The following is a 13,550-nucleotide window of genomic DNA, read 5'->3' as shown; positions in this document are numbered from 1 at the left end:
CCTTTGCCGCAGGGTCGCGTCCGCCCGCTCAACCGTACAGGTAGTTCGGCAGCCAGAGCGTCAGCGACGGCCAGATGTACATCAGCACCATGCAGACGATCACGATCAGCATGTAAGGCATCATCCCCGCGAAGATCTGGTTGATCGTCACGTGCGGCGGCGACACGCCCTTCAGGTAGAAGGCCGACATGGCCACCGGCGGCGACAGGAACGCGGCCTGCAGGTTCACGAAGACCAGCACGCCCCAGAGCATCGGGTCGATGTTGAAGTGCTGCAGCAGCGGCAGGAAGATCGGCACGAAGATCACGATGATCTCGGTCCATTCCAGCGGCCAGCCGAGGACGAAGATGATCGCCTGCGACAGCATCAGGAACTGCAGCGGCGACAGGTCCAGGCTGAGCACCCAGTGTTCCACCAGCGCCTGCCCGCCGAGGATGGCGAACACCGCGCTGAAGATGGCCGAGCCGATGAACAGCCAGCAGACCATGGCCGTCGTCTTGGCGGTGAGGAACACCGCTTCCTTGATGCGCTGCCACGTGAGGGTCTTCGCCTGCCACGCCATCAGGAACGCACCGGCCGCGCCCACAGCCGCGGACTCGGTGGCGGTGGTGATGCCGAACAGGATCACGGCCAGCACGACGAAGGTGAGCACCGCCAGCGGCATCACCGACGAGGTGAGCATGCGCAGGATCTCGAACTGCGCGGCGTCGAAGCGCCAGTAGTACCAGAGCAGCACCGCCGCGAGGATGGCCGTGAGGATCCAGAAGCCGAGGTAGAACGCGTCCGGCACCGCGACGTGGGTGGCCTCTCCCTGCGGGACGTCCAGGCGCTGCAGGGTGTCGCCGGAGCTGGTGGACTCCGCGGCCGGTGCGGATCCGGGCGGCTCCTGCAGCCCACCCGAGGACGCCGTCGTGCCGCTGTCGGAACCGGGGGGCTCGGCCAGGCCGCCCAAGGGCGCAGCTGCCTTCTGCGCCGGCTCGGCGGGCGGCTCCTGCAGCCCGCCACCCGCGAGCTGCGGACCGGGGACGTCCTGGCCCTTGCCGACCGTTGCGACCTGCTTGTCGGCGGGCTGCGTGGCCGTGATGGCGGGCCGGTCGTCCTTCTGCGAATAGACCACCACGTACCACCAGGTCGTGCCCATGGTGACGAGCGCCAGCATGAGCGGGATGCTGGAGATCGCGAGGCCGCGCAGCAGGCGCCCGGGACCGATCGCCTGCGCGGAAGCCACCGAGCCGCCACCGGGCAGCGCCAGCGCCTTGCGCGGCGAGAGCAGCGCCGCGAAGAAGGCGGGCACCATGCGCGGCGAATACGTCGTCGACAGCTGCGTGAGCCACTCCGGGATGGGCACCCGCGTCTGCTCGGGCGGCAGCCGCGGTGCGATCTTCGGATTGATCAGAACCCAGCCGACGATGTAGATCAGGTACAGCAGCGAGAGGAAGAAACCGGGGAACATCGCCGCCGCGTACAGCTTCACCACCGACTGGCCCGCGACGGCGGCGTAGACGATGATCATCACGGACGGCGGGATCAGGATGCCGAGCGTGCCCCCGGCGGTGATGACGCCGGATGCCAGCCGCACGTCGTAGCCGGCGTTGAGCATCGGCCGCATCGCGATCACGCCCATCAGCACCACGACCGCGCCGACCAGGCCCGACGCGATACCCCAGAAGGTGCAGATGATCAGCGTGGTGATCGCCAGCGACCCGGGAAGGCGCCGGAATGCGAGCTGCACGCTGTAGAACATCTTGTCCACCAGCGCCCCGCGTTCCATCACGTAGCCCATGAGCACGAACAGCGGGATGGAGATCAGCGTGTCGTTGTTCATCGCCCCGAAGGCGCGCTGCACCATCAGGTCGAAGATGCGGTTGCCCCAGAAATGCACGTTGGGGTCGTAGAACGCGATCCACCCGAACATGATGCCCAGCCCCATGAGGGTGAAGGCGGTCGGGAAGCCGAGCATGATGACCACGACGATCAGCACGAGCATCGTCAGCCCGAGCGCGGCGTCGCTGATGAAGGGAAAGAGGGCGTTCATTCCTGCTCCATGCGCTGGCGCGCGGCTTCGTCGATGGACTTGGCTTTGGCGATCGCGTCGCGCCGCGCCTCTTCGTCGACGTAGGTGCTGCCGGCCAGCTGCTGCTCGACGACGTCGATCTCCTCCGCGTCGTCCAGGCGTGGCAGCCACTCGCCGTCGCGCAGGCAGGCAACGCAACGCAGCATCTCGGTGAGCCCCTGCAGCAGCACCGTCGCACCGGCGATCGGGATGATGAACTTGAACGGATAGATCGGCAGCGGCACGGCGTTGAACGTCGTCTCGCGGATGGCCAGCGCATCGCCCGCGTACACCCATCCCGCCCATGTGAGGGCGATGATGCCGGGCAGGAAGAAGGCCACGTACAGCACCAGGTCCAGCGCCGCCTGCGTGCGCGGCTTCATGCTGCCGTACAGGAAGTCGCCGCGCACGTGGGCGTCCTTGGACAGGGCATAGGCCCCGGACATCATGAACAGCGTGCCGTACATCATGTTGCTGACGTCGAACACCCAGGCGGTCGGCATGTTGATGATGTAGCGCTTGAAGACCTCGATGCAGACCATCAGCATCAGCGCGACGATCAGCCAGGCGAACGCCTTGCCGATCCAGGTGCTGAAGGCCTCCACCGCGTGGAGCAATCGTTCAGTCGTCATGTGTCGTGTGGGTTGGATGCGAATGCGGAACGGGACGCTCCAAGAAAACGGCCAGCGTCGGGAGGTTCCCGAGGCTGGCCGCTCCGGGCAGCAGGCGCGTCAGGCCTTCTTGCCGCCGAAGTAGCGGTTCCAGGCCATCTTGAAGTCGACCATGTAGTCGCCCTGCCACTGGCCGGCGCGCTGCGCAAAGGCCTTCTGCGAATCGAGCACCTTCTTGAAGAACGGGTTCTCGGTCGACTTCTTGGCCACCACCCTGTCCCAGGAGTCGAGCTGCGCCTTCAGGATGGAATCGGGCGTCTTGTAGAACGCGATCTTGTCCTTGGTCTTCAGGTCGATGTAGTCCTTGGAATTGCGGTCGATGGCCTTCCAGGAGAAGTCCGCCGACGAGGCCTGCACCGCGTAGTCGATGATCGACTTCAGGTCCTGCGGCAGCGCGTTGTACTTGGACTTGTTGAACAGCACCTCGAACTGCTCGCCGGACTGGTGGAAGCTTTGCAGCATGCAGTTCTTGGCGACGTCGGGGAAGCCAAGCGCCTTGTCCGACGAGGCGTTGTTGAATTCCGCCGCGTCGATCAGGCCGCGGTCCAGCGCGGGCACGATCTCGCCGCCGGGCAGCGGGTTGACCGCGGCGCCCAGGTCGGTGAACAGGTCCACCGCCAGGCCCACCGTGCGGTACTTCAGGCCCTTCATCTGCGAGATGTTGGAGATCGGCTTCTTGAACCAGCCGAGCGGCTGCGTGGGCATGGGGCCATACAGGTACGACACCACGTCCATGTTGATGGACTTGTAGATCTCTTCCAGCAGCGCCTTGCCGCCGCCGTAGTAGTGCCATGCGAGCACCATGTTCGGGTCCATGCCGAAGGCCGGGCCCGAGCCCCACAGCGCCAGCGCGGAGTTCTTGCCGTAGTGGTAGGCGACGACGCCATGGCCGCCGTCAAGCGTGCCCTTGTTCACTGCCTCCAGCAGCTGGAAGGCCGGGACGACCGCGCCTGCCGGCAGCACTTCGATCTTCAGGCGACTGCCCGCCATGTCGTTCACCTTCTTGGCGAAGTCCTGCGCGAACTCGTGGAAGATGTCCTTGGCCGGCCACGTGCTCTGGAACCGGAACGAGGTGGTCTGCTGCGCGCCGGCCACCATCGGCGCCGACATGGCGCCTGCGGCGATGGCCGCGCCCTTGAGCAGGCTGCGACGACGGGGTGCTTGTGCTTGGGTCATGCATGTCTCCTTGCTTGCGGGTGGTCCCGGTTGTGTTAGCAAACAAACTTTGCGGGGCGTGGTCAGTCGGTGGTCAGAGGGTTTTCACCAACACTGCGGTTTCGCAACAGCGGTGCAGCGATGAGGCCTCGATACTTGCGGCCGCCATCAAGCACAAGGAGACACACACCATGGATCGCAGGACATTCTTCGGCGGCGCAGCCGTGGCCGCGGGCACCGCGCTCGGCGGATGCGCGAGCGGCACCACCGGAGCTTCGGGCGCGTCGGGCAGCTTGGGTGCCCGCATGGCCTTCGCCGTGCCGGACGTCACCATCCCCGTCGTGGGCACGGATGAAGTGTTCCCGGTGCGCCGCATCTATTGCATCGGTCGCAACTACGCCGCCCACTCGCGCGAGATGGGATCGGACCCGACGCGCGAGCCGCCGTTCTTCTTCCAGAAGCCGACCGACGCCATCCAGCACGTGCCCACGGGCACGGTGGCCGACCATCCATACCCGACGCTCACCAAGAACTACCACTACGAGGTCGAGCTGGTCGCAATGATCGGCAAGGGCGGCCGCGACATCCCGGCCGCGCAGGCGCTCGACCATGTGTACGGCTACACGCTCGGGCTGGACATGACCCGCCGGGACCTGCAGCGCGCGATGGGCGACCAGAAGAAGCCGTGGGAGATCGGCAAGAGCTTCGACCACTCGGCCGTGCTCGGGCCGGTGCACCGGGTCGCGCAAACGGGCCACTTCACCAAGGGCGCGATCTGGCTGAAGGTGAACGGGCAGACCAAGCAGAGCGCCGACCTGAGCCAGATGCTCTGGTCCGTGGCCGAGCAGATCAGCAACCTCTCGCAGGCCAACCAGCTCTACCCCGGCGACATCATCTATTCCGGCACGCCCGAGAACGTGGGCCCGGTGGTGCGCGGTGACCTGATCGAGATCCACATCGACGGCCTGCCGAACCTGAACGTGCGCATCGTCTAGCGCGTTTCTCCACGCTGGCAAAATCGGGCGCATGACAGCGCCCGATCGTTCTTCCGATGCCGGCAGCGTGCGGCCCGCCGAGGGCTACGCCGGCGACGTCCCGCCGCAGCTGGCCTACGAGTGGTGGCACTCGGGCCAGGCCGTGCTGGTGGACGTGCGCACGGATGCCGAGCGCGAGTGGGTCGGTTTCGTCCCCGGCGCCGTGCCGCTGGCCTGGAAGCAATGGCCGGGCATGGCGCTCAATCCCGCGTTCGACGAAGGCATCCGCCAGGCCGTGCCGGGCGGCAAGAAGGTGGTGCTGCTGTGCCGCAGCGGCGTGCGTTCGATCGCGGCCGCCAGGCGCGCCGCCGAACTGGGCCTCGAGGCGTACAACATCCTCGAGGGCTTCGAAGGCGATGCCGATCCCGAAGGCCATCGCGGTCGCAAGGGTGGCTGGCGCCTGCGAGGCCTGCCCTGGCGCCAGAACTGAAGACAACCTCCCCCGGAACCCATGCCCGTCAACTTGAACGCTCCACGCGCGAGCGACCTCCGGCCCGTGCGCGGCCTCACCATCGGCGTTGCCGAAGCCGGTGTCCGCAAGGCCAATCGCAAGGACCTCACCGTCTTCCTGCTCGAGCCCGGCGCCAGCGTCGGTGCCGTCTTCACCCGCAACCGCTTCTGCGCGGCGCCCGTGCAGGTGTGCCGCGAGCACCTGGCCTCCGGTGACATCCGCGCGCTCGTGATCAACACGGGCAACGCGAATGCCGGCACCGGCGAGGATGGCCTGGTGCGCGCGCGCTCCACCTGCATCGCGCTCGCGCGCTTGCTGGACGTCGCGCCGCAGCAGGTGCTGCCGTTCTCGACCGGCGTGATCATGGAACCGCTGCCGGTCGATCGCATCCAGGCCGGCTTGCCTGCTGCACTCGCCGATGCGAAGCCCGATCACTGGCTGCGTGCGGCCGAGGGCATCATGACGACGGACACGATCCCCAAGGCCTTCAGCGCGACGGCACGCGTCGGTGGCAAGGATGTGAACGTCACCGGCATCAGCAAGGGCGCCGGCATGATCCGCCCGAACATGGCCACCATGCTCGGCTACCTGGCCACCGACGCATGCGTCGCGCCGGGGTTGATGCAGCAGCTGGCGTTCGAGCTCGCGGAGGCTTCGTTCAACCGCGTCACGGTCGACGGCGACACGTCCACCAATGATTCGTTCGTCGTCATCGCCACCAACAAGGCGGGCCATGCACCGGTGACGTCGCTGGACAGCGCCGATGGCCGCGCGCTGAAGGAGGCGATGCTGCAGGTGGCGCGCCAGCTGGCGCAGGCCATCGTGCGCGACGGCGAGGGCGCCACCAAGTTCATCACGGTCCGCGTCGAAGGCGGCAAGGATGCGGATGAATGCCGCAAGGTCGCGTATGCAATCGCGCATTCGCCGCTGGTGAAGACCGCGTTCTTCGCGAGCGATCCCAACCTCGGTCGCATCCTGGCAGCGGTGGGCTATGCGGGCATCGACGATCTCGACCAGGCCGGCATCGACCTCTGGCTGGACGACGTGCACGTGGCCGTCGAGGGCGGCCGCAATCCTTCCTACCGCGAGGAGGATGGCCAGCGCGTGATGAAGCAGGCCGAGATCACGGTCCGCGTGGGGCTTGGCCGTGGCGCCGCCAGCGACACGGTGTGGACCTGCGACTTCAGCCACGAGTACGTGACCATCAACGCCGACTACCGCTCATGAACCTGGATGACCTCGTCACGCGCGCCAACCGGCTGCTCGATCGCCTGGAGGCCGTGCTGCCGCGGCCGCTGTCGGCACCGAAATGGGACGAAGCCATCGCGTGGCGCTATCGCAAGCGCTCGTCAGGCCACGGCTCGCTCGAGCCCGTGCGCCATGTGGCGGGCATCCGCCTGGGCGACCTGAAGGAGATCGAGCCGCAGAAGGAGCGCATCCAGCGCAACACCGAGCAGTTCGTCGATGGGCAGCCGGCCAACAACGTGCTGCTCACGGGCGCGCGCGGCACCGGCAAGTCGTCGCTGATCAAGGCCTGCCTGAACGAGTACGCGCCGCGCGGATTGCGGTTGATCGAGGTGGACAAGGCCGACCTGGTGGACCTGCCCGACATCGTCGACCTGGTGGCCGACCGGCCCGAGAAGTTCATGGTGTTCTGCGACGACTTGAGCTTCGAGGAAGGCGAGGCCGGCTACAAGGCGCTCAAGTCCATCCTCGATGGCTCGGTGGCGGCTGCCTCTCCCAACGTCCTGATCTACGCCACCAGCAACCGGCGCCACCTGCTGCCCGAGTACATGAAGGAGAACCTCACGTACACGCACACCGACGACGGCGAGGTGCATCCGGGCGAGGTGGTGGAAGAGAAGATCTCGCTGTCCGAGCGGTTCGGCCTGTGGGTGAGCTTCTATCCCTTCAGCCAGGACGAGTACCTGGCCATCACGGCGCAGTGGCTCTCGTCCTTCGGCGTGTCGAAGCAGGGCATCGAGGCCGCGCGGCCCGAGGCGCTGGTGTGGGCGCTGGAGCGCGGCTCGCGCAGTGGCCGCGTGGCCTACCAGTTTGCCCGCGATTGGGCCGGCCGCCATCCATGACGCACGGCGTAGCCGCGCCGGCGGTGCTGGTGGCCGACGGCGACCGTCCGCGCGAGGGCGGTCCGCAGCGCAAGGAGGTGGCCGTGGCCGTGGGCGTGCTGGTCCGCGACGACGGCCGCTTCCTGCTCACCAGCCGGCCCGAGGGCAAGGTCTACGCGGGCTACTGGGAATTTCCGGGCGGCAAGGTCGAGCCGGGCGAGTCGATCGAACAGGCGCTGCGCCGCGAGCTGGTCGAGGAGATCGGCGTCACGATCGGCGCCGTGCATCCGTGGCGCGTCGAGCTGGTCGACTATCCGCATGCCCTGGTGCGGCTGCACTTCTGCAAGGTGTTCGAGTGGCAGGGCGAGCTGCACATGCACGAGGGCCAGCGCTGCGCGTGGGAGGCGTTGCCGGTGCAGGTGCAGCCGGTGCTGCCGGGCACGGTGCCGGTGCTGCAGTGGTTCGCGCAGGAGCGCGGCTTCAGCGGCGCCACGCACGCAGGCTAGGCGCTCGCGCCGTCACTGCGCCTTCGGATCGCCGAAAGGCTGGTCGTCGGGCGGCGTCTCGTCGGGCACGCGGAAGCTCTCCGCCGCCCAGGCACCGAGATCGAGGTTCTTGCAGCGCTCGCTGCAGAACGGCCGGTAGGGGTTGGAACTCGCGTACAGGCTCTTGCCGCCGCATTGCGGGCAGGCCACGACACGCGGCTTGGGCGCCTTGTCTTGCGTCGCCATGCGAACCTCAGGAACAGAGGGTGAGTTCGAAGCCGGCGCTGTCCGTGCTGGGCTGCAGCTTGTCGCTGCCTTCCTGCTTCATCAGCCGCACCGACACCATCAGCCGGTTGCCGCTGATCTCGGGCACGAGGCGCAGGGCCGGGTCGATGCGCAGCCGCAGCAGCTGGAACGTGCGGCCCTGCGGCAGGGTCTGCTGGAACTGCCCTGCCACGGCCATCACCTTCTGCGCCGATCCCGAGTCACGCAGCATCCGCAGCAGGAGGTGGATGGATTCCGCCAGCGGCGCCAGCGGCTTGGACCAGCGGGCGAGGTCTGCCTGCCGCGTGGGCGGGTCGAGCTGCTGCCACGCGTAGTACGCGGGCAGGTCGAATTCGCAGGTGCCGCCCGGGATGCCGATGCGGCTGCGGATGCTCATGAGCCAATCGTTCTCGGTGAGCGACTGGCCGGCCTTGCCGGCGAGGTTGTTCAGGGCGCTGAAGCAGGCGTCGAGCTTGGACACCACTTCATCCAGAACCGCTTCCGAGACGCCGGGATTGCCGCGGTAGGCGTTGAGCACGCCCTTTTGCTTGTCCAGGTCCTTCATGACGTCGGACTTCAGGTCGGCGCGCGCGGCGACGTCCATCACCTCGAAGATCGTCGCCAGTGCGTAGTGGTGGTCCAGCGGGGACACTCGGGAGACCAGTTCGCCCAGCCGGCGGAACAGGTGCTCCAGGCGCAGGTAGGTGCGGATGCGTTCGTTGAACGGGTATTCGTAGAGGATCACGCTCGAGGCTGCGGCTGGGGCTCACGGGACCCGGCCATCATAGCCCGAACGTGTGGCCGACCCAGCTGACCTGCGCCTGCAGTTCCTGCAGCGACAGGCCCTCGTTGAAGATCACCGCGTCGGCCGCCTGCAGGCGAAGTCCGCGCGGTGCCTGCGCCGCCATGATGGCCTCGACCTGGGCCGTGGCCAGCCCGCTGCGCGCTGCTACCCGGGCAATCTGCGTGGCGGGCAGGCAGTCGACCACCAGCACGCGGTCGACCTGCGCACGCCAGCGCCCCGATTCGACCAGCAGCGGAATGTCGAACACGATGCAGCGTGCGCCCTGTGCCGTTGCCTGTTCCACCTGGCGGGCGGATTCGGCGCCCACCAGCGGATGGATGATCGCCTCGAGCGTCTGCCGCGACTGCGGGTGGGCATAGACGTGCACCCGCATCCGGTCGCGATCGAGCGCGCCGTCGGCGGCGATGAACTCGGGGCCGAAGGTCTGCGCGATGGCGGGGATGGCGGCTCCTCCGGCCGCCGTCGTCGAGCGCGAGATGGCGTCGGCGTCGATGGTCGCTGCGCCGAGTTGCCGCAGCATCCCGAGCACGGTGCTCTTGCCGCTGCCGATGCCCCCGGTCAGGCCGACCCGCACGGTGGCCGCCCTGTCAGAGACCGAGGACCTGCAGGATGGCGGACGGCCCGAACAGCAGGGCCGTGAGCCCGGCGCCGGCGAGGAACGGCCCGAAGGGCACGTAGCCGCCTTCGCGCAGCTGGCTCGCGAACTTCAGGGCAATGCCGATGACGGCACCGATGACCGAAGCCATGAGCACGATGGGCACGAGGGCCTGCCAACCGAACCAGGCGCCCAGCGCGGCGAACAGCTTGAAGTCGCCGTTGCCCATGCCCACGCGGCCGGTGGCCAGCTTGAACGCCTGGGTCACCAGCCACAGCGAGAGATAGCCCGCCACGGCGCCCCACAGCGCCTGCGGCAGCGGCAGGGGCGTCCAGTGGAGGGCGGCGACGATCAGGCCTGCCCACAGCAGCGGCAGCGTGATGACGTCCGGCAGCAGCGTGGTGTCCCAGTCGATCAGGGCCAGCGCCAGGATGGCGGCGCAGAAGCCGCACCAGGCGAGACCGGTCGGATTGGCGCCCCAGGCCCAGACGCACCAGGCGAACAGGCCCGCGGTGGCCAGTTCCACCAGCGGGTAGCGCAGGCCGATGCGGGTGCCGCACGAGGAGCACTTGCCGCGCAGCGCCAGCCAGCTGAGGACCGGGATGTTCTCGTACCAGCGGATCAGGTGGCCGCATTGCCGGCAGCGCGAACGCGGCACCACGAGGTTGAACGGCTCGGCGTGCACCGGCTCCTTGCCGGCCAGTTCCGCGCAGTCGTCGGCCCACTCGCGCTCCAGCATCTTCGGCAGGCGGTAGATGACGACGTTGAGGAAGCTGCCGACCAGCAGCCCGAACACGCCGGCGAGGACGGTGTCCAGCACCGGGGAGAACAGCATCAGACGACCTGGCCGAGCTTGAAGATGGGCAGGTACATCGAGACCACTATGCCGCCGATGATGGTGCCCAGGATCACGATGATGATCGGCTCCATCAGGCTGGACAGGCCGGCGACCATGTCGTCGACCTCGGCTTCATAGAAGTCCGCGGCCTTGCCCAGCATGTGGTCGATGGAGCCCGATTCCTCGCCGATGGAGCACATCTGCAGCACCATGGTCGGGAACACGTTGGCATTGCTCATCGCCGCGGTCAGGCTGGTGCCGGTGGACACCTCCTGCTGGATCTTCAGGGTTGCCGACGCGTAGACCGAGTTGCCTGCGGCGCCGCCGACCGAATCGAGCGCCTCGACCAGCGGGACGCCCGCCGCGAACATCGTCGAGAGGGTGCGGGTCCAGCGGGCGATGACCGACTTGAAGATCAGGTCGCCGAACAGCGGCAGCTTCAGCATGAGCCGGTCCATGAACGCCTGGACCTTCTCGTTGCGCTTCCACGCCTGCATGAAGAAATAGAACCCGCCGCCGATGCCGCCGAAGATGAGGTACCACCACTTGACGAAGAACTCGCTCATCCCGATGACGAACATCGTCGGGGCAGGCAGGTCGGCACCGAAGGACGAGAACACCTGCTTGAAGGCCGGGATCACGAAGATCATGATCACCGCGACCACCACGAAGGCCACCACGATCACGGCGATCGGGTACATCAGGGCCGACTTGATCTTGCTCTTGATCGCCTCGGTCTTCTCCATGTAGATCGCGAGGCGATCGAGCAGCGCTTCCAGGATACCGGCTGCTTCACCCGCTTCGACCAGGTTGCAGTACAGGTTGTCGAAGTACAGCGGGAACTTGCGGAACGCGGCCGAGAGGGAAGTGCCGGTCTCGACGTCCATGCGGATGTCGTTCAGCAGCTTGGTGACGCTGGCGTTGGCATTGCCGCGGCCCACGATGTCGAAGGCCTGCAGCAGCGGCACGCCGGCCTTCATCATGGTGGCCAGCTGGCGGGTGAAGATCGCGATGTCCTTCGGCTTGATCTTCTGGCCCGAGCGCATCTTGCGCTTCCTGATCTTGAGCGGCGTGACGCCCTGGCGCCGCAGCGACGCCTGCACCTGGTTCTCGCCTGCGGCGCGGGTCTCGCCGCGCACGGACTTGCCGTTGCGGTCGCGGCCTTCCCATTCGAAGACGAACTCCGTCACCTTTGCCGTTGCGGTGGCCATGAAGGGCTACTCCTCTTGTCCTGCCTTGATGCTATTCGTTCGTGCAGCCGAGCACTTCCTCGAGCGAGGTCACGCCCAGCTTCACCTTGTGCAGGCCCGCCTTGCGCAGGCTCCTCACGCCTTCCTGCTCCGCCTGGGCCGCGATCTCCATCGCGCTGCCGTCGCGCAGGATGATGCGCTGGATCTCGTCGGTGATCGGCATCACCTGGTAGATGCCGACCCGGCCCTTGTAGCCGTTGTTGCACATGTTGCAGCCCACCGGGCGGTACGGTGTCCAGCTGCCATCGACTTCTTCTTCCTTGTACCCGGCGTCCAGCAGCGTCTCGTGCGGGATGTCGGCTGGCGCCTTGCAGTTCGGGCAAAGGCGGCGGGCCAAGCGTTGCGCGGTGATCAGGATCACGCTGGACGCGATGTTGAACGGCGCGATGCCCATGTTGCGCATCCGCGTGAGCGTGGTCGGCGCGTCGTTCGTGTGCAGCGTGGACAGCACCAGGTGGCCGGTCTGCGCGGCCTTGATCGAGATGTCGGCGGTTTCCAGGTCGCGGATTTCGCCGACCATGATCACGTCCGGGTCCTGGCGCAGGAACGACTTCAGCGCCGCCGCGAACGTGAGGCCGGCCTTGTCGTTGACGTTGACCTGGTTGACGCCGGGCAGGTTGATTTCGGACGGGTCTTCGGCCGTCGAGATGTTCACGCCCGGCTTGTTCAGCAGGTTCAGGCAGGTGTACAGCGACACCGTCTTGCCCGAACCGGTGGGGCCGGTGACCAGCACCATGCCGTAGGGACGGCCGATCGCGTTGAGCAGCCGCTCCTTCTCCTCGGCCTCGTAGCCGAGGGCGTCGATGCCCAGCTTGGCGCTGCTCGGATCCAGGATACGGATCACGATCTTCTCGCCGAACAGCGTGGGCAGCGTGCTCACGCGGAAGTCGATCACCCGGTCGGGGCCGACCTTCAGCTTCATCCGGCCGTCCTGCGGGATGCGCTTCTCGGAGATGTCCATCCGCGAGATGACCTTGATGCGCGAGGCCAGCTTGTCCTTGATGGCCACAGGCGGCGATGCGATCTCGCGCAGTTCGCCGTCGATGCGGAAGCGCACGCGGTACTGGTGCTCGTACGGTTCGAAGTGCAGGTCGGACGCGCGCATGGTGAACGCGTCCAGCAGCATCTTGTGCAGGAACTTGACGACCGGCGCGTCCTCGACGTCGGAGCCGGCCGACTTGTCGGCTTCCTCCGCGGTCGCGGTGTCCATCGACGACTCGTCGAACTCGAAGTCGTCGCCGATGATGCTGTCCATGGCCTCGGAGGCGCTGGTGGCGTTGGCCTCCACCATCTTGGTCAGCTTGTCGTACTCGGCGATCACCCAGTCGACGCCCATCTGAGTGGCGAACTTGATCTTCTCGGCTGCTTCCTGGTCGGACGGGTCGGCGGTGGCGACGATCAGCCGGTTGCTGCGCTTGGACAGCACCACCACCCGGTAGGCCTGGCAGATCTTGGTGTCGAGCAGGCCCTTGGGCAGGCGCTGCAGGTCGACCGCTTCCAGGTCGAGCAGCGGTGCGCCGAACGCCGACGACATCGTGTGTGCCAGGTCGGCGGCGGACACGGCGCCCGAGCCCGTGAGCTCGGCGATGAAGCTGCTGCGGCTGGCCTTGGCCTTGCGGTACAGGTCCTCGGCCGACTTCTGTCCGAGCTTGCCGGCGGACACCAGCGCCCGGGCCAGGCCGGGCAAGGCCAGCGACGAGGCTTCAGGGGCAGCGGGATCGACGGCAGCCATGGTGGAAATTCAAAGCAGTGAGTGCTCCCGTGCGAGCCACGGAAGAGCCGTCCGATCATCTCCGAAAGGTCAACAGCTGTAAACGACGGGTGTGGTATGCGGCGCGAAGCGCCCCGGTCCCGCGCGCGGAATTCGCGCAGGAAGTCACGAC

General features: G+C 67.1%; 14 protein-coding genes. 5 read left to right on the top strand and 9 right to left on the bottom strand.

The window, feature by feature from the left end; genetic code table 11:
* Positions 1 to 28: 28 nt before the first annotated feature.
* The 3 genes from ACPWT1_RS00775 to ACPWT1_RS00765 form a co-directional block, all read right to left on the bottom strand.
* Positions 29 to 2,035 (bottom strand): TRAP transporter large permease subunit, encoded by a 2,007-nt coding sequence (locus ACPWT1_RS00775; protein ID WP_427913540.1) that lies wholly within the window; start codon positions 2,033 to 2,035, stop codon positions 29 to 31.
* Entirely contained in the window at positions 2,032 to 2,685 is a 654-nt protein-coding gene (locus tag ACPWT1_RS00770) for a TRAP transporter small permease subunit (RefSeq protein ID WP_427913539.1), read from the bottom strand. The genes ACPWT1_RS00775 and ACPWT1_RS00770 overlap by 4 nt, the downstream gene beginning before the upstream one ends.
* A gap of 99 nt (positions 2,686 to 2,784) precedes the next feature.
* Positions 2,785 to 3,900 (bottom strand): TRAP transporter substrate-binding protein, encoded by a 1,116-nt coding sequence (locus tag ACPWT1_RS00765; RefSeq protein ID WP_427913538.1) that lies wholly within the window; start codon positions 3,898 to 3,900, stop codon positions 2,785 to 2,787.
* 170 nt (positions 3,901 to 4,070) lie between these two features.
* On the opposite strand from ACPWT1_RS00765, the gene ACPWT1_RS00760 reads away from it, so the two are divergent.
* Genes ACPWT1_RS00760 through ACPWT1_RS00740 form a run of 5 tightly spaced genes read left to right on the top strand, consistent with a single transcriptional unit; the run spans position 4,071 to position 7,936 of the window.
* A complete protein-coding gene (locus tag ACPWT1_RS00760) occupies positions 4,071 to 4,874 on the top strand; it encodes a fumarylacetoacetate hydrolase family protein (RefSeq protein WP_427913537.1) in 804 nt (267 codons plus the stop codon).
* Positions 4,875 to 4,905: 31 nt separating this feature from the next.
* Positions 4,906 to 5,343, top strand: coding sequence for a rhodanese-like domain-containing protein (locus ACPWT1_RS00755; RefSeq protein ID WP_427913536.1), 438 nt, complete (start codon positions 4,906 to 4,908; stop codon positions 5,341 to 5,343).
* A gap of 21 nt (positions 5,344 to 5,364) precedes the next feature.
* On the top strand, positions 5,365 to 6,591 hold the full coding sequence (gene argJ / locus ACPWT1_RS00750; protein WP_427913535.1) for a bifunctional glutamate N-acetyltransferase/amino-acid acetyltransferase ArgJ: 1,227 nt from the start codon (positions 5,365 to 5,367) through the stop codon (positions 6,589 to 6,591).
* Entirely contained in the window at positions 6,588 to 7,451 is an 864-nt protein-coding gene (locus ACPWT1_RS00745; protein WP_427913534.1) for an ATP-binding protein, read from the top strand. The genes argJ and ACPWT1_RS00745 overlap by 4 nt, the downstream gene beginning before the upstream one ends.
* Complete coding sequence (locus ACPWT1_RS00740; RefSeq protein ID WP_427913533.1) at positions 7,448 to 7,936, top strand: NUDIX domain-containing protein; 489 nt, start codon at positions 7,448 to 7,450, stop codon at positions 7,934 to 7,936. Before ACPWT1_RS00745 ends, ACPWT1_RS00740 begins: the two co-directional genes overlap by 4 nt.
* Before the next feature lie 12 nt (positions 7,937 to 7,948).
* On the opposite strand, the gene ACPWT1_RS00735 is transcribed toward ACPWT1_RS00740, so the two are convergent.
* The 6 genes from ACPWT1_RS00735 to pilB are packed head-to-tail and all read right to left on the bottom strand — an operon-like array spanning position 7,949 to position 13,399.
* A complete protein-coding gene (locus ACPWT1_RS00735; protein WP_427913532.1) occupies positions 7,949 to 8,161 on the bottom strand; it encodes a DNA gyrase inhibitor YacG in 213 nt (70 codons plus the stop codon).
* 7 nt (positions 8,162 to 8,168) lie between these two features.
* Positions 8,169 to 8,924, bottom strand: a complete 756-nt coding sequence (gene zapD, locus ACPWT1_RS00730; protein ID WP_427913531.1) for a cell division protein ZapD — start codon at positions 8,922 to 8,924, stop codon at positions 8,169 to 8,171.
* 37 nt (positions 8,925 to 8,961) lie between these two features.
* Positions 8,962 to 9,558 (bottom strand): dephospho-CoA kinase, encoded by a 597-nt coding sequence (gene coaE / locus ACPWT1_RS00725; RefSeq protein ID WP_427913530.1) that lies wholly within the window; start codon positions 9,556 to 9,558, stop codon positions 8,962 to 8,964.
* Positions 9,559 to 9,571: 13 nt separating this feature from the next.
* On the bottom strand, positions 9,572 to 10,414 hold the full coding sequence (locus ACPWT1_RS00720) for a prepilin peptidase (RefSeq protein ID WP_427913529.1): 843 nt from the start codon (positions 10,412 to 10,414) through the stop codon (positions 9,572 to 9,574).
* Entirely contained in the window at positions 10,414 to 11,628 is a 1,215-nt protein-coding gene (locus ACPWT1_RS00715; RefSeq protein WP_427913528.1) for a type II secretion system F family protein, read from the bottom strand. Before ACPWT1_RS00715 ends, ACPWT1_RS00720 begins: the two co-directional genes overlap by 1 nt.
* A 31-nt stretch (positions 11,629 to 11,659) precedes the next feature.
* Positions 11,660 to 13,399: a type IV-A pilus assembly ATPase PilB gene (pilB, locus tag ACPWT1_RS00710; RefSeq protein ID WP_427913527.1), complete on the bottom strand. Its 1,740-nt coding sequence runs from the start codon at positions 13,397 to 13,399 to the stop codon at positions 11,660 to 11,662.
* Between the last annotated feature and the right edge of the window lie 151 nt (positions 13,400 to 13,550).

The sequence above is a fragment of the Ramlibacter sp. MMS24-I3-19 genome (genome assembly GCF_050320135.1).
Classification (GTDB): Bacteria; Pseudomonadota; Gammaproteobacteria; order Burkholderiales; family Burkholderiaceae_C; genus Ramlibacter.
Note: the sequence above shows the minus strand (reverse complement) of the source record. Positions and strands in the feature narration are given on the sequence as shown.

Bases quoted from the DNA above. Each gene is read 5' to 3' on its own strand.
- ACPWT1_RS00755 (WP_427913536.1), top strand. From the start codon at position 4,906: ATGACAGCGCCCGATCGTTCTTCCGATGCCGGCAGCGTGCGGCCCGCC.
- ACPWT1_RS00715 (WP_427913528.1), bottom strand. From the start codon at position 11,628: ATGGCCACCGCAACGGCAAAGGTGACGGAGTTCGTCTTCGAATGGGAA.
- ACPWT1_RS00765 (WP_427913538.1), bottom strand. From the start codon at position 3,900: ATGACCCAAGCACAAGCACCCCGTCGTCGCAGCCTGCTCAAGGGCGCG.
- ACPWT1_RS00770 (WP_427913539.1), bottom strand. From the start codon at position 2,685: ATGACGACTGAACGATTGCTCCACGCGGTGGAGGCCTTCAGCACCTGG.
- pilB (WP_427913527.1), bottom strand. From the start codon at position 13,399: ATGGCTGCCGTCGATCCCGCTGCCCCTGAAGCCTCGTCGCTGGCCTTG.
- ACPWT1_RS00720 (WP_427913529.1), bottom strand. From the start codon at position 10,414: ATGCTGTTCTCCCCGGTGCTGGACACCGTCCTCGCCGGCGTGTTCGGG.
- ACPWT1_RS00740 (WP_427913533.1), top strand. From the start codon at position 7,448: ATGACGCACGGCGTAGCCGCGCCGGCGGTGCTGGTGGCCGACGGCGAC.
- ACPWT1_RS00775 (WP_427913540.1), bottom strand. From the start codon at position 2,035: ATGAACGCCCTCTTTCCCTTCATCAGCGACGCCGCGCTCGGGCTGACG.
- ACPWT1_RS00735 (WP_427913532.1), bottom strand. From the start codon at position 8,161: ATGGCGACGCAAGACAAGGCGCCCAAGCCGCGTGTCGTGGCCTGCCCG.
- argJ (WP_427913535.1), top strand. From the start codon at position 5,365: ATGCCCGTCAACTTGAACGCTCCACGCGCGAGCGACCTCCGGCCCGTG.
- ACPWT1_RS00760 (WP_427913537.1), top strand. From the start codon at position 4,071: ATGGATCGCAGGACATTCTTCGGCGGCGCAGCCGTGGCCGCGGGCACC.
- ACPWT1_RS00745 (WP_427913534.1), top strand. From the start codon at position 6,588: ATGAACCTGGATGACCTCGTCACGCGCGCCAACCGGCTGCTCGATCGC.